The 19,481-nt window shown below is 56.9% G+C and carries 23 protein-coding genes, 2 tRNA genes, 1 other RNA gene and 2 pseudogenes; 12 read left to right on the top strand and 16 right to left on the bottom strand.

The features are described from left to right. The 5 genes from ACUVSA_RS13565 to ACUVSA_RS13545 form a co-directional block, all read left to right on the top strand. The coding region (locus tag ACUVSA_RS13565) for an NAD-binding protein (protein ID WP_445895219.1) at positions 1-1,022 on the top strand (1,022 nt) is incomplete at its 5' end. 289 nt (positions 1,023-1,311) lie between these two features. Next, a complete protein-coding gene (locus ACUVSA_RS13560; RefSeq protein WP_445895218.1) occupies positions 1,312-1,770 on the top strand; it encodes an NfeD family protein in 459 nt (152 codons plus the stop codon). Continuing rightward, entirely contained in the window at positions 1,770-2,627 is an 858-nt protein-coding gene (locus ACUVSA_RS13555) for an SPFH domain-containing protein (protein WP_445892960.1), read from the top strand. The genes ACUVSA_RS13560 and ACUVSA_RS13555 overlap by 1 nt, the downstream gene beginning before the upstream one ends. Before the next feature lie 46 nt (positions 2,628-2,673). Further along, positions 2,674-3,237, top strand: coding sequence for an N-acyl homoserine lactonase family protein (locus tag ACUVSA_RS13550; RefSeq protein WP_445895217.1), 564 nt, complete (start codon positions 2,674-2,676; stop codon positions 3,235-3,237). A 321-nt stretch (positions 3,238-3,558) separates the two neighbouring features. Next, positions 3,559-3,729, top strand: coding sequence for a hypothetical protein (locus tag ACUVSA_RS13545; RefSeq protein WP_445892949.1), 171 nt, complete (start codon positions 3,559-3,561; stop codon positions 3,727-3,729). Between the two features lie 44 nt (positions 3,730-3,773). Here the strand turns inward: ACUVSA_RS13545 and ACUVSA_RS13540 are convergent. The 9 genes from ACUVSA_RS13540 to ACUVSA_RS13500 form a co-directional block, all read right to left on the bottom strand. Beyond that, a tRNA-Arg gene (locus ACUVSA_RS13540) sits at positions 3,774-3,850 on the bottom strand. 69 nt (positions 3,851-3,919) lie between these two features. Then, positions 3,920-4,711, bottom strand: a complete 792-nt coding sequence (gene surE, locus ACUVSA_RS13535) for a 5'/3'-nucleotidase SurE (protein ID WP_445895216.1) — start codon at positions 4,709-4,711, stop codon at positions 3,920-3,922. Between the two features lie 7 nt (positions 4,712-4,718). Continuing rightward, positions 4,719-5,267, bottom strand: a complete 549-nt coding sequence (locus ACUVSA_RS13530; protein ID WP_445895215.1) for a 2-oxoacid:acceptor oxidoreductase family protein — start codon at positions 5,265-5,267, stop codon at positions 4,719-4,721. Between the two features lie 32 nt (positions 5,268-5,299). Then, on the bottom strand, positions 5,300-6,142 hold the full coding sequence (locus ACUVSA_RS13525) for a 2-oxoacid:ferredoxin oxidoreductase subunit beta (protein ID WP_445892952.1): 843 nt from the start codon (positions 6,140-6,142) through the stop codon (positions 5,300-5,302). Between the two features lie 46 nt (positions 6,143-6,188). Next, positions 6,189-7,337, bottom strand: coding sequence for a 2-oxoacid:acceptor oxidoreductase subunit alpha (locus ACUVSA_RS13520; RefSeq protein ID WP_445895232.1), 1,149 nt, complete (start codon positions 7,335-7,337; stop codon positions 6,189-6,191). Between the two features lie 10 nt (positions 7,338-7,347). Next, positions 7,348-7,704: a 4Fe-4S dicluster domain-containing protein gene (locus ACUVSA_RS13515; protein ID WP_445892953.1), complete on the bottom strand. Its 357-nt coding sequence runs from the start codon at positions 7,702-7,704 to the stop codon at positions 7,348-7,350. Between the two features lie 81 nt (positions 7,705-7,785). Continuing rightward, positions 7,786-8,574, bottom strand: coding sequence for an HDOD domain-containing protein (locus ACUVSA_RS13510; protein ID WP_445895214.1), 789 nt, complete (start codon positions 8,572-8,574; stop codon positions 7,786-7,788). 72 nt (positions 8,575-8,646) lie between these two features. Continuing rightward, entirely contained in the window at positions 8,647-9,045 is a 399-nt protein-coding gene (gene tsaA / locus ACUVSA_RS13505; RefSeq protein WP_445895213.1) for a tRNA (N6-threonylcarbamoyladenosine(37)-N6)-methyltransferase TrmO, read from the bottom strand. Next, positions 9,042-9,599, bottom strand: a complete 558-nt coding sequence (locus tag ACUVSA_RS13500) for a flavin reductase family protein (RefSeq protein WP_445892956.1) — start codon at positions 9,597-9,599, stop codon at positions 9,042-9,044. Before ACUVSA_RS13500 ends, tsaA begins: the two co-directional genes overlap by 4 nt. Positions 9,600-9,694: 95 nt before the next feature. Here ACUVSA_RS13500 and ACUVSA_RS13495 point away from each other — a divergent pair, with 95 nt between their 5' ends. Together ACUVSA_RS13495 and pyk are read left to right on the top strand one after the other, a co-directional pair. Beyond that, a complete protein-coding gene (locus ACUVSA_RS13495; RefSeq protein ID WP_445895212.1) occupies positions 9,695-11,023 on the top strand; it encodes a glycerate kinase type-2 family protein in 1,329 nt (442 codons plus the stop codon). Then, a complete protein-coding gene (gene pyk / locus ACUVSA_RS13490; protein ID WP_445895211.1) occupies positions 11,020-12,438 on the top strand; it encodes a pyruvate kinase in 1,419 nt (472 codons plus the stop codon). The genes ACUVSA_RS13495 and pyk overlap by 4 nt, the downstream gene beginning before the upstream one ends. 153 nt (positions 12,439-12,591) lie before the next feature. Here the strand turns inward: pyk and ACUVSA_RS13485 are convergent, their stop codons facing one another. The 5 genes from ACUVSA_RS13485 to ACUVSA_RS13465 all read right to left on the bottom strand — a co-directional run bounded on the left by ACUVSA_RS13485 (position 12,592) and on the right by ACUVSA_RS13465 (position 14,075). Continuing rightward, the gene (locus ACUVSA_RS13485; protein ID WP_445892959.1) at positions 12,592-12,723 is read right to left on the bottom strand and encodes a hypothetical protein; all 132 of its coding nucleotides are present in this window, start codon (positions 12,721-12,723) and stop codon (positions 12,592-12,594) included. 113 nt (positions 12,724-12,836) lie between these two features. Next, positions 12,837-12,912, bottom strand: a tRNA-Ala gene (locus ACUVSA_RS13480). A 340-nt stretch (positions 12,913-13,252) separates the two neighbouring features. Then, positions 13,253-13,696 (bottom strand): flavodoxin domain-containing protein, encoded by a 444-nt coding sequence (locus ACUVSA_RS13475; protein WP_445893273.1) that lies wholly within the window; start codon positions 13,694-13,696, stop codon positions 13,253-13,255. Beyond that, on the bottom strand, positions 13,696-13,818 hold the full coding sequence (locus ACUVSA_RS13470; protein WP_445893274.1) for an RCKP-type rubredoxin-like domain-containing protein: 123 nt from the start codon (positions 13,816-13,818) through the stop codon (positions 13,696-13,698). The genes ACUVSA_RS13475 and ACUVSA_RS13470 overlap by 1 nt, the downstream gene beginning before the upstream one ends. 59 nt (positions 13,819-13,877) lie before the next feature. Continuing rightward, entirely contained in the window at positions 13,878-14,075 is a 198-nt protein-coding gene (locus tag ACUVSA_RS13465; RefSeq protein WP_445895210.1) for a rubredoxin, read from the bottom strand. A 549-nt stretch (positions 14,076-14,624) separates the two neighbouring features. Between ACUVSA_RS13465 and ACUVSA_RS13460 the strand changes: the two genes are divergently transcribed. Further along, positions 14,625-16,097, top strand: a complete 1,473-nt coding sequence (locus ACUVSA_RS13460; protein ID WP_445895209.1) for a radical SAM/SPASM domain-containing protein — start codon at positions 14,625-14,627, stop codon at positions 16,095-16,097. A 523-nt stretch (positions 16,098-16,620) separates the two neighbouring features. Here the strand turns inward: ACUVSA_RS13460 and ACUVSA_RS13455 are convergent. Then, positions 16,621-16,809, bottom strand: a complete 189-nt coding sequence (locus ACUVSA_RS13455) for a hypothetical protein (protein WP_445895208.1) — start codon at positions 16,807-16,809, stop codon at positions 16,621-16,623. Between the two features lie 127 nt (positions 16,810-16,936). Then, positions 16,937-17,292, bottom strand: a transfer-messenger RNA (tmRNA) gene (ssrA, locus tag ACUVSA_RS13450). Positions 17,293-17,397: 105 nt separating this feature from the next. Between ssrA and ACUVSA_RS13445 the strand changes: the two are divergent. The 4 genes and pseudogenes from ACUVSA_RS13445 to ACUVSA_RS13430 form a co-directional block, all read left to right on the top strand. After that, positions 17,398-17,547: pseudogene (locus ACUVSA_RS13445) on the top strand (glycosyltransferase family 2 protein); the annotation flags it as partial. 477 nt (positions 17,548-18,024) lie between these two features. After that, positions 18,025-18,981, top strand: coding sequence for an oligosaccharide flippase family protein (locus ACUVSA_RS13440; RefSeq protein ID WP_445895207.1), 957 nt, complete (start codon positions 18,025-18,027; stop codon positions 18,979-18,981). Continuing rightward, entirely contained in the window at positions 18,981-19,292 is a 312-nt protein-coding gene (locus ACUVSA_RS13435) for a hypothetical protein (RefSeq protein WP_445895206.1), read from the top strand. The genes ACUVSA_RS13440 and ACUVSA_RS13435 overlap by 1 nt, the downstream gene beginning before the upstream one ends. Next, positions 19,268-19,481, top strand: a pseudogene (locus ACUVSA_RS13430) (hypothetical protein); the annotation flags it as partial. The gene ACUVSA_RS13435 and the pseudogene ACUVSA_RS13430, both read left to right, overlap by 25 nt.

Raw genomic sequence — 19,481 nt, 5'->3', positions numbered from 1 at the left:
CTTGCGGCCTCATTTTGGCGCAAATCGGAGAATTTTCCTTTGTCCTCTGCACCGTGTGCCTCAGCAACCAGGTTCTCAGCCCAACGCAGGCCGGTCTTTTTCTTTCCGCTTGCACTTTGAGCATGCTCGTGGCGCCTTTTCTGATCGCTCGAGCGCCGTCGTGGGCGGCCAGAGCAGAAATTCTACCTTGGCCCACGATGATCCGTCAGGGATTTCTGGCAAAGATGTTGGCGGGTTCCGAAGAAAAGAGGCCGAAATTGGTCAACCACCTTCTCATCGTGGGTTACGGTCCCGTGGGCCGCAATCTGGCCCGTGCCGCTCGCATCGGAGGAATTCCCTACTGCATCGTGGAAATGAACCCCAGCACCGTCGCCTCGGAGAAAAAAAGGGGGGAAAATATTTTTTTTGGCGATGCTTCGCAGCCAAGTATTTTGAAACACGCGAACATCGATTCGGCCCGCGTCGTGGTCATTTCCCTGGCGGATCCTTCCACTGTGCGGCACATCACAGCGGCGGTCAAGGCGCAGGCCCCGGGAGTGCACTTGATTGCGCGCACGCGATTCGTGTCGGAAATGGAGCCTTTGGCACGAATGGGTGCTGATGAGGTGGTTCCGGAGGAACTGGAAACATCCATCGAGATTTTCAGCCGGGTTTTGAGCAAATACTTGGTGCCCAAGGAGGATGTGGATCGCGTGGTGGACGAGATTCGGGCAGAAGGGTATAAAAGCCTCAGTGCTGCAAATGTGCCTGCGCTCAGTTGGTGCGACATCGCCGAAGCTTTGCCGGGCGTGGAAATTCGATCCTTTCGCGTGTCTACGGGTTCGCCGGTGGCGGGTCAAAGCATCGAGAATCTGGGCCTTCGAAAAAAATTTGGCGTCACTGTTTTAGCCATGGGGCGTGAGGGTGTGCTTGTGCCCAATCCGGGGCCGGAAACAGTTGTGAACGCCGGCGATCAGGTCGTGCTCATGGGTGCCATAGAGCCTATGCGGCAGGTGCATGCGCTTTTCACCCACACATCGTGAGGCTCTTATGGCTGGACTCCTCAGCAGTTTGATTCTTCTCCTGCGACCGCAAAAGAAAAACAAAGCCAAGGTCAGCTGCCGATGCGCGCATTGCGGTGCCTCATTTTCCGTGGCCCCACGAAAGGAAAGCAGCCGATGTCCCAATTGCGGCAAGCCATGGCAGAAGAAAGACTCCTAAAGGCTCACCTTCGACTTTCAGGATCGAACACGCGTTGTCTGGGCGCACAGGCCTGCGTTCAGGGATTTTCTTGGTGCACTTCGCCATGACCCTTATGGAAGGGGGAATCTGATGCCGTACTGGGTATGGATGGCTCTGGGCATGGTGCTCATCATGCTGGAGATCTTTATTCCCAACTTCGTCGTCATTTGGTTTGGCGCAGGCGGTTTTTTTGTCGGTGTGTTGGTGGCTGTCTTGGCGCTGACCCTCACGCAGCAGCTTTTCATCTGGGCTGTGAGTTCCCTGGCCTTGGTGGCGATCTGGTTTCTGGGGATCAAGCCGCGCATGGGCGATAAGACCACGGCGGGGCTTTCCAGAGAAGCCGTCTTGGGAGCGGTGGGGCAAGTGATCGAAGCGCCGAAAGGAGAACGGCGAGGAAAGCTTCGCTTTTCGGTGCCTGTTCTTGGTACCGACGAATGGCCTTGTCTCGCTCAGGAAGGCGAGGCGGTCGAAGTTGGAGATCGCGTCCAGGTCATGGCTATCCTGGGCAATGCGCTGGTGGTTCGTTCCGTAAAGGGAGGAGAGACATGATGACGCCGGGACTCATTCTTGCCCTGATCTTTCTTGTGCTGGTCATTGTCACCATCATCATGGGTGTTCGCATCGTGCCTCAAGGCTATAAATTCGTGGTGCAGCGGCTGGGCAAGTATCACAAGACCCTAAACCCCGGACTCAACGTGATCATTCCCTACATGGATACGGTGGCCTATAAGGTTCCCACCAAGGACCTTGTCCTGGACATTCCGTCCCAGGAAGTCATCACGCGGGACAATGCCGTCATCGTGGCCAATGCCGTCGCGTACATCAATATCGTCACGCCGGAAAAAGCCGTCTACGGCGTGGAAAATTATATTCTGGCCATTCAGAACCTGGTGCAGACGTCGCTTCGGGCCATCATCGGAGAGATGGACCTGGACGATGCCTTGTCGTCTCGCGACCTTATCAAGGCCAAGCTCAAGGAGGCCATTTCCGACGACATCGCTGATTGGGGCATTATGGTCAAGACGGTGGAAATTCAAGATATCGCCCCCTCGGAAACCATGCAAAGGGCCATGGAGGAACAGGCCGCGGCGGAACGGCAGCGCCGCGCTACCGTGACCCGTGCTGAAGGTGAAAAGTCAGCCGCCATACTTCAAGCCGAAGGGCGTCTTGAAGCGTCCCGGCGGGATGCCGAGGCCAAGATTGTGCTGGCGGAAGCCAACAAAAAAGCCATTCAACTGATCGTGGAAGCGGCCCGAGACAATCCGCTGCCGCTCATGTTCGTTTTGGGGGAGCGCTACGTGGAAAGCATCAAGGCTCTGGCGGAATCCCAAAATGCCAAGGTGGTGGCCATTCCGGCGGATCTACCGGCAGCCCTTCGTGGGATTTTGGGTTCCAAAATCGGCTGAACCGCACCCAGGTTCACGCATTCACTCTCGAGAAGGAGATCCATCCATGCGACAGTACGTTATTTACCCCCTTGTTGTGGGAGCCAATGAAACGGACCAGGGTATCATGACCTACGTGAAGGACTACGGCAAACGCATTTGGATTCCCATTTCTGTTTTTCTCATCGAAGGCGGGGACGAAACCATTCTTGTGGACACGGGTTTGGAAGAGTTCATGGTTCCTCAGAAGGTGGGTGACCAATACGGGCTGCGCATCATGGAATTTGAGGAAGCTTTGGCCAGCGTTGGGCGAAAGCCAGAAGATGTCGATGTGATTCTACACACGCATCTGCACAACGACCACTGCGAAAACGACCACAAATGCCCCAATGCCGTCGTGGTGGTCCAAGAAGAGGAATACGCCTTTTACCGGAATCCTCACCCTTTGGATCATCGTTACGTGCCGGGCCTTTTGGATGGGCTCAAAGTAGAGACGGTGCGTGGGGATGTCTCTTTTCGGGACGGCATCGACTTGATCTTCACGCCCGGCCATACACCGGGCGGCCAATCGGTAGTCGTCAACACGGCCGCAGGACGCGCCGTGGTCACGGGGTTTTGCTGTAATGACTAGAACTTTCCTTCTACCGGGCCGGCTGTGACACCCGGCGTGCACACGGACGCTTTAGCAGCCCACGACAACATTCAAAGGATTCGTGCCATGGCGGACATTTTGATCCCCCTGCACGGCCTTTCGGTGGGGCGACGCGGTCGAATTCCTTGACAAGCTTTCGGGCGCAGCCGCTGATGCCCCGTCCCAAAAAGCCGCTTCGGGTGTCGAAAGTGGGACGGCTTCTGCTCGTGCAGCTCTGCGTGATCCCGGACGCGGCCCGTCTCCGGTTGGGCTGATGTTTGCCAACTTCCTCTCAGCTTGTGCTCGAGGTGCTGAGGGAAGATGGTCCGGAAAGATTTTATTTTGGACCGGGTTGAGAGACTGTGGCCAATCGATCGCGTGGAGGCGGCGAAAGCTCTGGGTATCTCGCCCCTCATTTCCAAGCCCTATGCGCTGGAAAAGCTAGCCAAGGCCTGGCATGCCGTGCTGCACGACCACAAGTCGAGGGAGTGAGGAAGAAAAAGGACTTAGCTGAGCGCTAAGTCCCTGGTGTGCTGTGGTGCGCCCGGCAGGATTCGAACCTGCGACCTACGGATTCGTAGTCCGGCACTCTATCCAGCTGAGCTACGGGCGCACAGGCCGTGAAACGAAGGCTTCATACCACTATAGGCTTTGCGGAGCAAGGGAAAAATCCCCCGTTTCCTTATCGCGAAGCCGCCACATGCAGGCGGGTCGAAGCGTCGTTCAGACCCCACTGTTTGAGTTCGGCCAGCATGGCGTAGTGAGTCAGGTCGTGCTGAATCGGCGTGACGGAAATGAACCCGTCGGCTAGGGCCTGAACATCCGCGTCCGGGCTGTTTTCGACTTCGCTCACAGATCCGGTGAGCCAGTAGTAGACACGGTTTCGAGGGTCGATGCGGCGTTCATAGTTTTCCTGGTAGGTGAGATGGCCTTGGCGGGTGATGCGCATGCCGCGGATTTTTTCTCGAGGCAGGTTCGGCACATTGACATTGAGGCACACGCCGAGGGGCAAGCCGCGCTTTTCAATCACGGCAAGAAGATGAAGCGCCGCCCATGTGGCTGCGGAAAAATCCTGCGATTCAAAGGCGTCTATGGATACCGCTATGGCTGGAAAGCCCAGAATAGTCCCTTCGGTGGCGGCCGACACGGTGCCGGAGTAGAGCACATTGACGCCCACATTAGCTCCAAGATTGATGCCGGAAACGACCACGTCGGGTAGAGGGCGCACGAGTTCACAAATGCCCAGCTTCACGCAATCGGCCGGTGTGCCCGTGCAGGCATAGCCGAAAAAAGCGCCGTTGCGCTTCACAGGCTTGACCATAAGGGGATCGAGAAACGTGATGGCATGGCCGACGGCGCTGCGTTCCGTTTCCGGAGCGATGACAACCACGTCGTGATGACGACGCAAAGCATCGTGCAAGGCTTCGATTCCCTTGGCGAAGATGCCGTCGTCGTTGGTTAGAAGTATGCGCATGGGTCTTTCAGTCTCCTTTCAAATGGCTTTTGGCCGCGTTGATCCCGGCTTCCAGCGCTTTCTTGTTGAGTTCCTCGGTGCCCGGCGGTACACGATCCAGCACCGCGGCTTCCAGGGAACTCAAGGAGACGCATCGGGTCAACACGGCCAGCGATCCTAAAGCGACGATATTGGCGGTCATCTCCTTTTTGAGTTCCGATCGGGCAATCTGGGTAAAGGGAATGGCGACGGCCCGCGTCGTGGGCACCTGTTTGACAAAGGTGCTGTCCACAATGAGCATTCCCTCGGGTTTGAGGTCAAAAAAGTACGCATCGCACGATTTTTGATTCATGGCCAAGAGCACGTCGGGTTTGATGGCCTTAGGATAGTCGATTTCTTCGTCGCTGATCACCACCTCCGACATGCTCGCACCACCTCGCGCTTCCGGGCCGTAGCTCTGTGTTTGGCACACGTATTTTCCGTCGTGAATGCCAGCGGCCTCTGCCAAAATGATGCCGGCCATGATTAGCCCCTGGCCTCCGGATCCGCTCAAACGCACTTCATATCGATACCCCATGAAAATTCCTCTCTCCTCTTTTTCCACCAATCCTATTGGGCGGCGCTCAGGCGACTTCGCGCGGCCTCGCGAATTTTTCGGTATTCTTCCGTGTAGATGGGCAAATCCCGATCCACCAGCACACCGATGGTGAATTTCCCGGCCATTTCTTCTTCGCTCATGTGCGCCGCTTTTTCCACGCGCACGGCATTTTCCTTTTGCCATCGCAGCATGTCCACGGCGCCTCCCATTTTGTTGCGCCGGCCGAATTGGGTATGGCAGTGACTGATGACCTCGACCACAGAAAAGCCTCTCTTGCGAATGGCTTGCTCAATCAGACGATCCAGCATGGTGGCATGGTAAACGGTCCCTCGAGCCACCATGCTTGCCCCGGCCGTAACAGCAAGTTCGGCAATGGAAAAGGCATGTTCGATATTCTTGTACACGGCCGTGGTGGCCACAGCGCCGTAAGGGGTGGTGGGGGAATATTGCCCGCCGGTCATGCCGTAAATGTTGTTGTTCACGATGATGGCCGTGAGATTCAGGTTGCGTCGCGCGGCATGGATGAAGTGATTGCCTCCGATGGCCGTCGCGTCCCCGTCGCCCATGATGACGATCACCTGCAGCCGAGGGTTAGCCAGCTTGACACCTGTGGCAAAGGTGAGGGCTCGCCCGTGGGTGGTGTGCAAGGTGTTGAAGTCCACATACACCGGAAGCCTTCCCGCACAGCCGATGCCGGACACCAGCACGATGTCGTCTTTTTCGTATCCGGTGCGGTCGATGGCACGAATGAGGGCTCCCAAGAGAATGCCGTTGCCGCAACCCGGGCACCACACATGGGGGAACTTTTTGTCGTGGCGCAGATATTTATGAATCAGTTTCGTCACTTCAGCCATGGTATGCCTCACATGTTATCATTGGCGGCTCTTTGGGGACATCGGTTCATATCTTCAACAGCCGCACCAGGATTTCTTCGGGTGTGATGAGACGGCCGTCGATGCGGTTCAGAGTCTCCACGCGCGTCATGCCTTGATTGATTCTTTTCACTTCTCGGGACAGCTGGCCCATGTTCAGTTCCGGCACCAGCACGGCTCTGACCCGTTTCAGGTAAGGTTCCAGAATCTGGCGCGGAAAAGGCCACAGGGTGATGAGCTGCAACAAGCCCGCACGCACGCTGCGCCCACGCGCTTCTTTTACCGCGCGGCGCGCCGAACGGGCCACTGATCCGTAGGCGATCACCAGAATCTCGGCGTCGTCGGCCTGTTCGGAGTCAACCATGAGAATATCGAAGAAATTCTGAGAAATCTTGCGATGAATGCGCGTCAAAAAAGGCACGATCTCATCGGCCCTCTGCGTGGGAAAACCGCGCACATCATGGATTAACCCCGTCACGTGGTAGCGGTACCCGTCACCGAAGATGCCCATGGGCGGCACACCGCGGCTGTTGTCTTCGTAGGGGATGTACCATTCCGGGGGCATATTGGGGCGAATGCGACCCACCACCTCGATTTCTTCCGGGTGCGGAATGCGAATCTTTTCCCGCGTATGTGCCACCACTTCATCTGAAAGAATGATAACCGGCGTGCGGTATTTTTCCGCCAAGTTAAAAGCCTTAACGGTAATGTCGAAGCAGTCCTTGGTGGAGGACACGGCCAGAACGATGATGGGGTGATCTCCATGCGTGCCCCATCGGGCTTGCATCACATCCCCCTGCGCCACATTGGTGGGAAGGCCCGTACTAGGGCCGCCTCGCATGACATTCACCACCACACAGGGGACTTCGGCCACGCAGGCAAATCCCAGGTTTTCCTGCATGAGGGAAAATCCCGGGCCGCTTGTGGCCGTCATGGACTTGGCTCCCGCCAGCGATGCGCCGATAATGGCTCCCATGCTGGCGATTTCGTCTTCCATTTGAATAAAGGTCCCGCCGAGGGCCGGGAGTTTCACGGACATGAGTTCACTGATTTCCGTGGCCGGCGTGATGGGGTACCCGGCAAAAAACGTGCATCCGGCAGCCAGAGCGCCCTCCACCATCGCTTCATTGCCCTGCAACAGCACCTGTTTTCCAGAAATACTTGGACCGCTCACAATTATCGTCCCCCTAATCTTGGTCGCTTGAGGCTGTCTTGCGGGCCCTCACACTGATGGCAAAATCCGGACAATGAATTTCGCAAAATCCACACCCTGTGCAGCGGTCCGCGTCTTGAACCACGGGATTGCCGTCTTCTCCCATAGCGATGCATTCTCGAGGACAAAAAGCGGCACAGATGCCGCATCCTTTGCACCAGCCGGAAAAGATGGCGATGTCAAATGACCGCTTGGTTTTCTTCCGCCCCTCACCTTCGGATATCGCCGCCTCGGCGGCTTCGCTCTCCTGGGTTTTGCCGACTGTGGGCTCCGGAGCAGCCGTCGATCCCTTGACTCTGCGTGCCTTGGTAGATCCTGTGCTTTCCGCCATGTTCTCCTATCCCTGAAAAAAGATGGCCGGTGAGTGCGCAAACGCTATCCTTCCTTCACATAGTCGATCATGAAAGAGTTTTCAACGTCCCTTGGCGCTTTCGAGCCATGTGCGAGCCAGGGCTGTGAAGGCATGACGGTCCATGGTAAGCTCTTGGAGTACAAGGCTCAACCTGGTTTCCTCTTCCAAAAAAGCCGACCATGACCGACGGCCTTCGGCCACCCGGGCCAGAGCATCGGCCACGAAGACGAGCCCTGCCGTGGGTTCATCAATTCTTTCCGGACGATGATGCCATCGAACCGTATCGGCGATGATTTCGGGAAGTTCCCATCGTTGAGCCAGAAGGGAGCCCACCTCGGCGTGATCCGTACCCAGTAGTTGCCATTCCGCATCCACCATGGGCAAGCCCGAAACCAGCGCGAACTCCTCCACGGCTCGAGCCGTCTCCGCGTCCAATTGGGCCAAGACCAGCTTGCCCATATCGTGCAGCAGGCCAAGTGTCCACGCTTGACTCTTGGGAAGGTCGAGGCCACCGTGAACAGCCAGGTGTTGGGCGCAGTCCGCCACGTGCAGCACATGCCGGCGCGCTCCAGTGAGCCAAATTCTCGCGCCCTCACCAGAAAAGCGGGTCATGAGGTTGTGAAGGTAGGCCGCCATGACGATGCCGCACACCGTGGGCAGGCCCAGCAACCGTACAGCGTGGTCGATGGATGTAACTTCAATGGGTAGGGAATAAAAAGGAGAGTTGCACAGGTGCAGGGTCTGCACAGTCAGTCCTGGATCTTCGGACACCACCCCGGCTAAGGCCTTCGGGTCGGTGTCGGGCCTACGCATCATGTCCATGACCATGGAGGCCGTCTCTGAAAGCATGGGCACGCCCTCGAGAAGTCGTGCGAGGCTTGAGGAATCTAGGGGGGAGACGGGCGTTCCCATAAAGCGGTCTCATGCATCGGGAACGATCCAGGGCTTGATGTCCAGGATGGGTGTGCCATCGATCATGTCGATGCCCTTGACCCGAAGCGTCGATCCCTGAATGTCCAGCACGTCCACGACCGACAGCCCGATGGGGTTTGGCCGTCGAGGCGAGCAGGTGCTGAAGACGCCGAGGTGTTCGTTGCGATGCGGCGGTTTTTGAATGAGGTTTTCAGGCGAAAAAGGTTGACTTTGATGAAAGTGAAAAAGGACAATGATTTTCTGGCCGGGGCGAATGTCCCTGAGGCCCTCCCGATAAACCTCGTCAATGATGATCGTTCCTTCCACATCGGAGACGGTCCAGTGGCGCGGCACGGTGGGCGCGTTCGTGCGCACGATGCCAATGGGTTTCAAAAGGATATTGGTCATGTGAGCGTCAGATCCTCTTCCAGGGCATCACGGTTGATGACTACGTCGCCTAAGGTGCGAAAATGGGGCATCAGAAGGGTCAGGGGATGTTCCGTGAGCTTGCCATCGGTGAGATAGCGATCGTTGATTTCCGAGCATAGAATACGCCCTACCAGCAGCGCATAGTGCTCGTCGGTAAGTTCTCGTTCCAAAACGGCTTCGATCCATCCGATGGCCGCCGCGATGCGGGGCGGGGCCACATGTTTTGCGGGTGCGGTGTCCAGCCCCACTTTTTCCAGTTCGTTCACACCGGGAGGATATGGTCGAGCCGTCCGCATCGCTTCTCGAAAGGAGGGCCGACCGATGACGTTGACGACAAATTGGCCGTTTTTTCGAATGTTGCGCAGGGTATCTCGAGGCAGCGCCGACGCCACGGCAATCAAAGGTAAAGGCCTTAGAATGGGCATCACACAGCTGTAGGGTGCTGCGTTGGGCGTGCCATTGTTGTCCACAGTGGTGAGCACCGTGACGGGCAGTGGAAAAAAGCGCTTGAACATTTCGGGAGCCAGTTCCATGAAAGGGCCTCCATGGTAAAGACACAGGGCACATGCCTACCGAACCGTCCAATGACCCCGTCTGTTCCTAATCGTTTTTCTGTGCGGAGGCAACCATGGATTCCAAGGTTCGAAAAGATTTGTTGGGCATTTTGCGGGCCGCGCTGGCTGCCGTGGACCCGGAAGAGGCCGTGCGGCGCCATGTGCGCCGATCCGGAACGCACCTGATAGTGAACGGCCGGGCCTTGAATCTGAAGTGCTTTCAGAGGGTTTTTGTCTTGGGAGCTGGCAAGGCCACGGCCCCAATGGCCAAAGCCCTGGAAGAGGTGCTCGAAGATTTTCTCAGCGAAGGCGTCATTGTGGTGAAAGAGGGCCATGGCCTGCCCCTTCAAAAGGTGCGGGTGTTGGAAGCGGCGCACCCTCTTCCCGATGTTCGTGGTGTGCGGGCGGCGGAAGAGCTGCTCAGCCTGGCAGAGCGGGCCGAAGATCGGGACCTGGTGCTGGCGGCCATTTCGGGAGGCGGCAGTGCTCTGACGCCGGCCCCTGTACCACCGCTCACCTTGGAGCACAAACAACGGGCGACGGAGCTTTTACTTGGGGCGGGAGCCACCATTCAAGAAATCAACGCAGTGCGCAAACATCTGTCACGGTTCAAGGGAGGGGGCCTGGCCCGTGCGGCGTCGCCCGCTCAGGTCGTGACGCTGATTGTCTCCGATGTCGTCGGGGACTCTTTGGATGTCATCGCCTCAGGCCCGACGGCACCGGATCCTTCAACATATCAGGATGCGATGGAGGTCATAGAACGCTACCATCTCAAAGACAAAATGCCACCCGAGGTTTTGCGAGTGCTGGATGAAGGGGTTCAAGGGGTGCGCCCGGAAACGCCGAAACCCGAGGATCCTCTCTTTCGAAAGGTTTCGCATCTTCTTGTGGCCGACAATGCCACGGCCTTGACGGCCGCGGCGCAAGAAGCGAAGCAAAGAGGATACCACACGCTGGTGCTCACTTCACGCCTGGAAGGGGAGGCTCGAGAGGCGGCCAAAGTCATTGCCGCTTTGGCCAAGGAAACAGCCCTGTTCGGCAGGCCTGTTCCTTTGCCTGCATGCCTTCTTTTCGGCGGAGAAACCACCGTCACTCTCGGCCCATCACCGGGAAAAGGCGGCCGCAATCAGGAACTGGCCCTGGCGGCCGCCGTGGCTTTGGACGGGTGGCCTCAAGTGACGGTGTTGAGTGTAGGCACGGACGGCACGGACGGCCCTACGGATGCGGCGGGAGCTTTCGCGGACGGCACCACCGTGTCGCGGGCGACCTCTATGGGATGGAAGGTTTTGGAGGCCCTTGACGGCCACAATGCGTATCCGTTGTTGGAAGCGCTCGGAGATCTGGTGATCACCGGCCCAACGCGAACCAATACGATGGACCTGATCGGAGTGGTGATTGCATGATGGAACAAAGACGCACCAAGATTGTGTGTACCATCGGTCCGGCGAGCCGAAGCAGAGAAGTCCTTCGAGAACTTGTGCGCGCCGGGATGGACGTGGCGCGCATTAACATGTCCCACGGAGACCACGAAAGCCACGCCTTGACCATTCGGGTGCTGCGGGAGGTGGCCGCGAAGGAAGGCAAGGACATCGGCATTTTGCAGGATCTCGGCGGCCCTAAAATTCGGCTGGGAAAAGTGGCTGAAGGGGAGAGGGTGCTCACGGTGGGCGAAATGGTTCGCCTGATTCCCGGACAGGTTGGGGGCGGCGCGGACTTAGCTGTGCAGTATCCGCACCTGCTGGAAGATGTCGCGTTGGGTGATCGTATCCTTCTGGCCGATGGATTGGTGGAACTACAGGTTACGGCTAAGGATGCCGACGCTTTGCGATGCCAGGTGGTGGTGGGCGGCGCGATCCATTCCCACAAAGGGGTCAATTTGCCGTCCAGCAGCCTGCGCATTCCCGCCTTTACGGAAAAGGACAGGCACGACCTGCTCTTTGGCCTGGAACACGGCGTGGACTTCGTGGGCCTTTCCTTTATTCGGCACGAAAAGGATGTGGCGCCTGTTCTGGACCTTATCCAAACCGCCGATCCTAGACCCATGGTCATCGCCAAGATTGAAAAACCTCAAGCCTTGGATCGCCTGGAACCTATTTTGGACACGGTGGACGGCGTCATGGTGGCTCGAGGAGACTTGGGTGTGGAAACGCCGCTGTATGAAGTGCCGGTCATTCAGAAAAAAATCATTCAAGCTGCCCGAGATCGCGCCATACCCGTCATCACCGCCACTCAGATGCTTCGTTCCATGGTCTCCAGCCCACGTCCCACGCGGGCGGAAACCACCGATGTGGCCAACGCGGTTCTGGACGGCACCGATGCCGTCATGCTTTCGGAAGAAACGGCCATGGGATCCTACCCCGTGGAAGCCGTGCGCATGTTGGATCGCATTGCCGGGGCTGCGGAAAAATACATGTTTGCAATGGCCCACCACAACAGGCTCGCGTCGGCAGCTCTGCCGGGTACTGCCGCCGCCATCAGCGAAGCCGTTTTGCAGCTCGCTGACGGCCTTGGCGCGGCCGCCATCATAGCCTCCACCGCCTCCGGAAAAACGGCTCGGCTTGTCAGTCGCCTTCGACCTCGCACACCTATTGTGGGTTTTACCCATGCGCCAGCCACCGTGCGCCAACTGTCCCTTTCCTGGGGCGTGCGTCCCGTGTTGGTGCCTCCATGCGCCGAAACGGACACATTGTTTGCCATGGCCAGACGCTGGGTTTTGGATCACGGGGTGGCGAGTTCCGGAGACATCCTGGTCCTCACGGCCGGCGTGCCGCTGGGTCAAAGCGGCACGACCAACATGGTAAAAGTGATCGCGCTGTAGTTGAGGTGCGCTTAGGTAGAGGACAAAAAGCATGGGTTCAGCGCACGACACGGTATCCGCACAACAAAGGCGCGAACTCCTTTGCGGCAAAGGAAGCGCGCCTCTAAATCAATGCCGGCGTGCAGGCCGGAAGGACCGGCGGCTGTCACTTTTTCAGCCCCGAAACACCTTGGCGAGGATTTCCAGATTTTTTTGCATCCGCTTCTGATCGGCCTTGCGGTTTTCCTTGTTGGGCTTGTCTTTTCTGTTGCGAATGAGACGTGTCTTGTAGGTGTTGGACGGCATAACGTTCTCCCTTGTTTCGCCCTTTTTTCCGCCTTGATGAGCCGGCCGCCAAAGACCCGAGCCGGCGCAGCCAAAACAAAGGGTCAGCCCATTGGGCTAACCCTTGAGGTTCCTGGTGGAGCTGAGGGGAGTCGAACCCCTGACCTCTTGAATGCCATTCAAGCGCTCTCCCAACTGAGCTACAGCCCCAGCGGCATGTGGGCGTTCCTATAGCAGCTGCCGGCCGTCCCTGTCAATCCCCTTTTGCATGAGTGGTTCAAGGAAGAAAGCGTGTTCGCGTAGCTGGGCAGCCTATGAAGCGCTTGGTAGGTGGGAAAAAGGCCTTGAAGTTTTATTGAATGGAGCGCCGTGGTGCGCTTTCCGCGCCACACACTCCTCCCATAAGCTCGTTTTTCGAACACCCTTATGGGAGCCTGTCCGAGAACGGCTTTTTGGGGCCATTCTCTTTTCATTCTGTAGGAGCGCCGCGAAGCGCGATCACGCGTGGCGGCTTGCGCCGCTCCTACTGAGGGTGTTCTTTGACACACTCCTAAGGGTTGAGCATTTCCGCAAGGACTCGCCCGTAGTCCTGGCAGGCCCTCATGCCTTCGGGGGTGCCCACCTTGTGTTCCAAGAGGTTGAAAGAACCCAAACTGGTCATCCGCATCTTGAAGACGTGTTCCATGGTGTCGAAGATGTACTTCGGTGCATCGCCGCTATGCGTGTAGGATCCAAAAGCTCCACCGACCTTACCTTCCAGGCCGGCTTCCTGAGCCATGAAAAGAAAGGTCTTCATGCTCTGGGTCATGTCCCGGTGGTAGGTGGGACATCCGAACACGTAGGCGTCATACCCTTGAAGTTCTTCAGCTCTCTTAATGTCGGAAACTTTCTTGAGCACGGGTTCATGGCCGGCAAACCGCACACCTTCAGCAATGTAGATGGCCATTTTTTCCGTGTGACCCGTTCGACTCACATAGGCGATGAGCACTTTCATCAGGATTTCCCTCCTTCAGGTTTCTTTTCAAAAGTTTTCTTTTCTCCGCACTGAGGACACTTCTGCGGCTTGCAACGACTTTCCTTTTCATAGCCGCAGTTGCTGCATTGAAACACCGCCATAGGCCCCTCCTTTTGTTTAGCTTGCCAGTTTCTTCGATAAATAGTCAATGTCGGATTACTTACTTGGCAGGAATGGATGCCTCCATGCAACAAAAACTGTTTTTGCTGGCGCCACAGACTGGGCACTTCCAATCGTCGGGCACCTCTGAAAAAGGCGTACCTTTGGGTATCTTGCCTTTCTTGTCCCCGCGCTCAGGGTCATAAACGAATCCACACGTGGGCCCTCCGCACCGATAACACTCTTCCGGTCGAGCCATAATCTCCCTCCCTTTTGAATACAATGTTCAATCTCTTAAGCCGACGTTTCCAGCTGCGTTCATTTATGCAACTAAAATCATGTCGCCAAAGCATTCTGTCAACGGAGTGCGTGAAGAAAAATGCCACACATTCTCTGCTCTGCCCCATTGGGCATCACCCGACGGGTTACACTGTTTCAAAGCCATGGCCGCTTTGGGCACGTTACACAGTGAAAAGACCATTGCTCAAATGGCGGTATGTTCCGGCGGCCATTTGACAATGCCTACCGCCCAGGAAAGACAGCTGTTGAGAGGCGCCTCCCTGCAAATACCATAGTCGGCACCTGCATTCCTTCGACCGGGGTACCAAGTTGCCAAAGGGTTGCGTCAATGGATTCGGTTTTACAAGCAGGAGCGCGGTCGTGCCTCCCTTGACGACCGTATGGCTGATGTGATTAATGTGAATAAAAAGTTCAGCTTTTCGAGGCATACTGATAACATAAGTTGAGAGTTTGTGGGGGACCCGTCAGGGCGTCCACGCACGAGGGTCCGCCGGAAGGGAGGTGTCACATGCAGCTATTCAGTTTGAAAACGATGTGGCATTCCACGCCGACCCCTATTCTGGAACTGGGGATGCGCTCGCAATCCCTTCGAAGCCTGGGACTGAAGTGGGCTGAAAAAGAGTTAAGCAAACATTATACGGACTGTCACGATAATCTTCCCCCCATTGTTGCTCGATTCCGGGTGCAAAGTGTCATCAACCTGCTACGGAGCGTTGATCGGGCGATCGCAGATGGTCGAATCGGTCATCGTGCGCGACGGTCCATTATCGAGATATTTATTGGTCGTTTTGTGATGGAGGACAAAGAGCGGCAGGATTGCTTTTTCAAACGGCACGGGTTCGAACCGCCGAGCTTTCTCGTGATGAGCCCGACTAAAAAATGCAATTTGCGATGCACGGGCTGTTACGCGGGCAGCTCGGCCCAAAATGCGGAAACCCTGAGTTATTCAGTGCTCCAGCGGGTAATCCGTGAAAAAACCGAACAGTGGGGGTCTCATTTAACGGTTCTTTCCGGGGGTGAGCCGTTACTGTACAAAAGCGAGGGCAAGGACCTGTTCGATGTTCTGCAGGAGAACCAAGACAATTATTTCATGGCCTTTACCAATGGTACTCTGATTACACGGGATGTTGCGGAAAAAGTAGCGCAGCTGGGCAATCTCTCTTTGGCAATATCCGTGGAAGGGTGGGAAAAAGAGACCGACGAGCGTCGGGGGAAAGGGGTTTTCTCCAAGATCCTTCGGTCAATGGAACATCTCCGCGCGGCAGGTGTGCCCTTCGGCATTTCCACAACCCCCACCCGAAAGAACGCCGAAGTCATCCTCAGCGATGAATTTATCGATTTCTTTTTCAAGGCGCAGGGAGCCGTGTACGGATGGATGTTTCAATACATGCCCATTGGTCGTAGTTATAAGGTGGATCTTATGGTCACGCCGGAGCAACGGCGCTGGATGGCGCAAAAACAGGTGGAACTGATACAAAGAGGCCTCTTTTATGTGGATTTCTGGAACGGAGGTCCTTTGACCATCGGATGTATTTCGGCGGGGCGGCCCGGCGGGTATTTCTACATTGATTGGAACGGCAACATCGCACCGTGTACTTTCTTTCCGTATTACATCGACAATATTTACGATATTTATGGGCGGCAGCTTGATCTGAGCGCTGTGCTGCAATCAAAATACTTTCGTGCCATCCGAGCTTGGCAATGCAACTATGCCTACCAACAGCCGCCGGAAAAGATGCAAAACCTGCTGGTGCCATGCCCATACAGGGATCACTATGAAGAGGCTTACAGAATCGTCCAAGAACACGGCGCCCGGCCCATGGATGAAGATGCTGCAACAGCCATCAAACACGAAACGTACAGGAGGAAGATGATTGCCATGGGTAAGCGCTACGGTGAGGCTCTGAATGCTGTCTGGCAGCAACAATTTTGCGGTTTAAGCCGGGACGATCTCAAAAAAGGGTGCGGCTGTCATTTGTAACCTGTCAAAATCGTACTGATCCGGCATGGAGACCCCAATCGATCGTGCCGGCGCGAAGGGCAAACGCCGCGGGGGAAAGCGTGCGCCCGCCGGTCGTTCGATAGGGGTCCATCCCCTCTCGTGTGTCCACAAGGACCAATGTGATCTCGCCACTGGGGGCGAAAACCCAGCCTAAGGACAGAGAGCTGAATGCGTGCATAAGAAGAACGCAGCCGGGCGGTAGAGCTTTGAGAGCCGATTACAGCACTCTTTAAAGGCTCGTGCAACCGTTGACCAAGTTCTCCACGAGAACTAAGCCCGAGTGGCCGCCATAGAAGGCTTTTGAAGACTGTTCGATGTCGACTTCCTTCATGTGAGCACCTGCCAAGGGAAAGATTGGCAGGAAAGTCTACGCCATGAAAACCATATAAATTCAATTCATTGCCATCATAGAGAGATGCGTACGGTTAAAAGCGGCCTCTGACGACAGGGCAGGGTGAAAAGGTTGAAGGGCGAGACATGGAAGGGAGCGCAGCCGCCCGGATCAGTCATCCTTCAGCATGGGATCGTAATGGCAACGAAACGCTTCCGCGTATCGTTCGATCCAATCCAACACGGCTTCTTGGCCCAGATCTCTGCCCGCCTTTTCGCTTTCGATCCACTTATGCTTCAGGATCTCCTGCAGCTGAAGGCGAATGTAGTCTTGAAAGGTTAAGGAGTTTTTTTGATCCATGACTGGACCTCCACACTCCGGTATGGTTTCGGCAATTCGCCCTAAATGCGTTAAGTCCGCCCCTTACGCCCCGCCCTTCGCCAATCCCCATTTGTCCTCTTTTGCATAAATCATGAGATGCACGACATGGTGGAGGCGGCGGGAATCGAACCCGCGTCCGAAAGCCTTCCGCTTAAGCTTCTACATGCTTAGCCACGGTTTTGAGATTCGCTTCCTCGGGCTCCCCGTGCGCCGGATCCACTGGAAGCTAGCCCTTTAGGTTCTCGTTTTCTCGGCTTTGGGCGAAGCGTCGAAAACCAGCCTGGAGAGTCGACGCTCCTTTCGGCCGTACAGGCTTAGGCCGAAGGAACGGCAGCCGGCTTAAGCGGCTGCAGCGTACGCATAGTCGTCTGCGTTTGTTTTAACCCCGACCGAATACGGGCGGCCAGGACCCCCTGCATGCTTCTTAAGCTTCATGACCTCCGTCGAACCCTTTTCGCCCCCTCGCTGTGATGCATTGCATGGCCACTGGAACTTGGAAGCTCTGAGTGATCACTTTATGCCACCCCTGTTTATAAGCGCGTCCACAAGCACAGTCAAGCTGCAAAGACACAGGCGAGACTGTCCAGCATGAGGGTCTTCATGTTCCCCGCCGCCGTCACTATCTTTCTCATCGGACTCGTCTCTGAGCAGATCACCCAGCTCATGTATCGACCCTGGATAAGCCGGTCGTCTAACCAGGAAAAGCCGGATAAATGAATTTCCGCGCCCTGCAAAACGCATTGATGCCACTGAGTCATCCACCGCTTCATCCTCAATGGATGGTTTTCAGGGAACGCAACAGACGGCGCGAATCCATCAGCGGTTTTGCGCGCGGCAGAGTGCAGGACATCGGTTGCGGTGATCGCTGGGTTGAGGGTGCGCTTGCTGCGCATACCTCATACATCGGTCTGGACTATCCCGCCACCAAACGCAAGGGCTACCCCGGCCTGCCGGATGTATACGCAGACGGCCGGTCTCTGCCACTTGCTCAGATAAGCACCCTGTAGCGTGTCATTTGGACTGGATTTAGGCAGAGGCGACAGCGCCTTAAGGAAACGCAGAATAAATCCCTTCACCTTGAATCTGTCGAAGCACCTTCTCTTTAGAATCAATGGATTGCACAAGCCAAACGCGAATGGTTGTGAATAAATCAGCGTTTCCTTAATGCGATGCTCTCGGGTGGGCCTACGCGCTTTGAGTTGGCGCCCTGGGGCCTATGCGCGTGATGGGTTAAGGGTTTTTGGCTGGCTGGTTTTGCGTGCCGCAGCGCAGGCCATCACGGTGCTTTTGCTGGCGCGCTGGCTGGGGGCAAGCCAGTACGGCGCTTTCGTCGCTGCCGTAGCAGTGGCGAGTTTTTTCACGCCCTTGGCCAGCATGGGCATGGCAGCGGTCATCCTGGGTGATGGCGCGCGCACGCCGCAAGAGATCGACGTCCTGTTGCGCAAGGCAGTGCGGTTATGGCTTAGGGCCAGCTTGGCCGTCACCCCCATCGCTGTGGTGGCGATATACGCTAGTTTGCCGCCGGCCGCGCCGCTTGCGGCGCTAGCCGCCTTGGCCTTAGCCGAGGTCGCTGCGGTCTCGTTGGTCGAGCTCCTCGCCCGGGTCGCCCAAGCCAAACAGCGCGCCGGTTACTACGGCGCCATCCTCGCTGGGCTTCCCTGGTCGCGTCTGGCCGTGCTGCTTGTGCTGGCAGCATGGGTTGAGCCGTCACTCGATGCCTGGGTGCTGGCCTATGCCGTGGCAAGCCTCCTCTATGCCGCTGTCATCGCCGCTGTTATTTTGCCTCGTGCCTGCCCCACCGATCTGACGCAGCCACAATACATGCGCAATCCCGCTACAGTCGGCCGATGTGGATATAAGTCACTCTCTGCCGCCAACTTGGCGCGCGAAGGTACGCCGTTCGTTGCGGGTGCCTTAGCCTCTCGCCTGCAGGCCGAGTTCAACAAACCCGTACTCGCCCAACTGGGTTATGCCCAGGTGGGCGCCTTTGGCGTCGCACAGCGGGTGATCGACCTGGCGACACTGCCACTGGCTGCGTTGCAGGAAGCGTTGTGGCCGCGCGTTTTCGCTACACCTCATCCCTACGCCCGCCTGTGGCGCACTGGTGCAAGCTTGCTCCTGCTCGCGCTCACAGCGGGGGAGGGCTCGTGATGGCTGCGCCACTGCTGCCCTGGTTGCTCGGGCCGGAGTATGCGCCTGCTGCGGAAATACTGGCGCTGCTGGCCTTCCTGCCGGCAGTGCAGTGGCTACGCAACCTCGGCAATGCCTATCTCATGCTCAGAGGCCAAAGTCAGAAGCTCTCGCTGGTGTATGCCGCTGCCGCCGCTGCGGGCGTGCTGCTGGCACTGCTGCTGGTGCCGCCGTACGGGGTTGACGGGGCAGTGTGGGCGATGTATGGGGGTGAAGGCATGGCGATCATCACACAAGGCATCTTGTCATGGATACCTGGGAGGAAGGCATGACCGATCCAAGCCCGCAGCTTTTTGCCAACTATGCCCGCCACTACGATTCGATGGCGGTGGTCGAGCGCCTGCCGGATGACTTGGAACGCTTGAAACGCGACCGGCTGCCACGTTGGATCGATGAGGTGCCCAAGAATAGCCGTATCCTCGATGCAGGCTGTGCGCAGGGACATCTGTTGGCCGCCTTGT

Source organism: Desulfosoma sp. (assembly GCF_052743555.1).
The sequence above is the reverse complement of the archived record's forward strand: the minus strand, read 5'-3'. Positions and strand labels throughout refer to the sequence as shown.

Bases quoted from the DNA above. Each gene is read 5' to 3' on its own strand.
- ACUVSA_RS13500 (WP_445892956.1), bottom strand. From the start codon at position 9,599: ATGGAACTGGCTCCCGAAATGTTCAAGCGCTTTTTTCCACTGCCCGTC.
- ACUVSA_RS13475 (WP_445893273.1), bottom strand. From the start codon at position 13,696: ATGAAAGTGCTCATCGCCTATGTGAGTCGAACGGGTCACACGGAAAAA.
- ACUVSA_RS13455 (WP_445895208.1), bottom strand. From the start codon at position 16,809: ATGGATCAAAAAAACTCCTTAACCTTTCAAGACTACATTCGCCTTCAG.
- tsaA (WP_445895213.1), bottom strand. From the start codon at position 9,045: ATGACCAATATCCTTTTGAAACCCATTGGCATCGTGCGCACGAACGCG.
- ACUVSA_RS13485 (WP_445892959.1), bottom strand. From the start codon at position 12,723: ATGCCGTCCAACACCTACAAGACACGTCTCATTCGCAACAGAAAAGAC.
- ACUVSA_RS13525 (WP_445892952.1), bottom strand. From the start codon at position 6,142: ATGGCTGAAGTGACGAAACTGATTCATAAATATCTGCGCCACGACAAA.
- ACUVSA_RS13460 (WP_445895209.1), top strand. From the start codon at position 14,625: ATGCAGCTATTCAGTTTGAAAACGATGTGGCATTCCACGCCGACCCCT.
- pyk (WP_445895211.1), top strand. From the start codon at position 11,020: ATGATGGAACAAAGACGCACCAAGATTGTGTGTACCATCGGTCCGGCG.
- surE (WP_445895216.1), bottom strand. From the start codon at position 4,711: ATGCGCATACTTCTAACCAACGACGACGGCATCTTCGCCAAGGGAATC.
- ACUVSA_RS13515 (WP_445892953.1), bottom strand. From the start codon at position 7,704: ATGGCGGAAAGCACAGGATCTACCAAGGCACGCAGAGTCAAGGGATCG.
- ACUVSA_RS13550 (WP_445895217.1), top strand. From the start codon at position 2,674: ATGCGACAGTACGTTATTTACCCCCTTGTTGTGGGAGCCAATGAAACG.
- ACUVSA_RS13470 (WP_445893274.1), bottom strand. From the start codon at position 13,818: ATGGCGGTGTTTCAATGCAGCAACTGCGGCTATGAAAAGGAAAGTCGT.
- ACUVSA_RS13435 (WP_445895206.1), top strand. From the start codon at position 18,981: ATGGCTGCGCCACTGCTGCCCTGGTTGCTCGGGCCGGAGTATGCGCCT.
- ACUVSA_RS13465 (WP_445895210.1), bottom strand. From the start codon at position 14,075: ATGGCTCGACCGGAAGAGTGTTATCGGTGCGGAGGGCCCACGTGTGGA.
- ACUVSA_RS13530 (WP_445895215.1), bottom strand. From the start codon at position 5,267: ATGGGGTATCGATATGAAGTGCGTTTGAGCGGATCCGGAGGCCAGGGG.
- ACUVSA_RS13545 (WP_445892949.1), top strand. From the start codon at position 3,559: ATGGTCCGGAAAGATTTTATTTTGGACCGGGTTGAGAGACTGTGGCCA.
- ACUVSA_RS13555 (WP_445892960.1), top strand. From the start codon at position 1,770: ATGACGCCGGGACTCATTCTTGCCCTGATCTTTCTTGTGCTGGTCATT.
- ACUVSA_RS13510 (WP_445895214.1), bottom strand. From the start codon at position 8,574: ATGCTTTCAGAGACGGCCTCCATGGTCATGGACATGATGCGTAGGCCC.
- ACUVSA_RS13560 (WP_445895218.1), top strand. From the start codon at position 1,312: ATGCCGTACTGGGTATGGATGGCTCTGGGCATGGTGCTCATCATGCTG.
- ACUVSA_RS13495 (WP_445895212.1), top strand. From the start codon at position 9,695: ATGGATTCCAAGGTTCGAAAAGATTTGTTGGGCATTTTGCGGGCCGCG.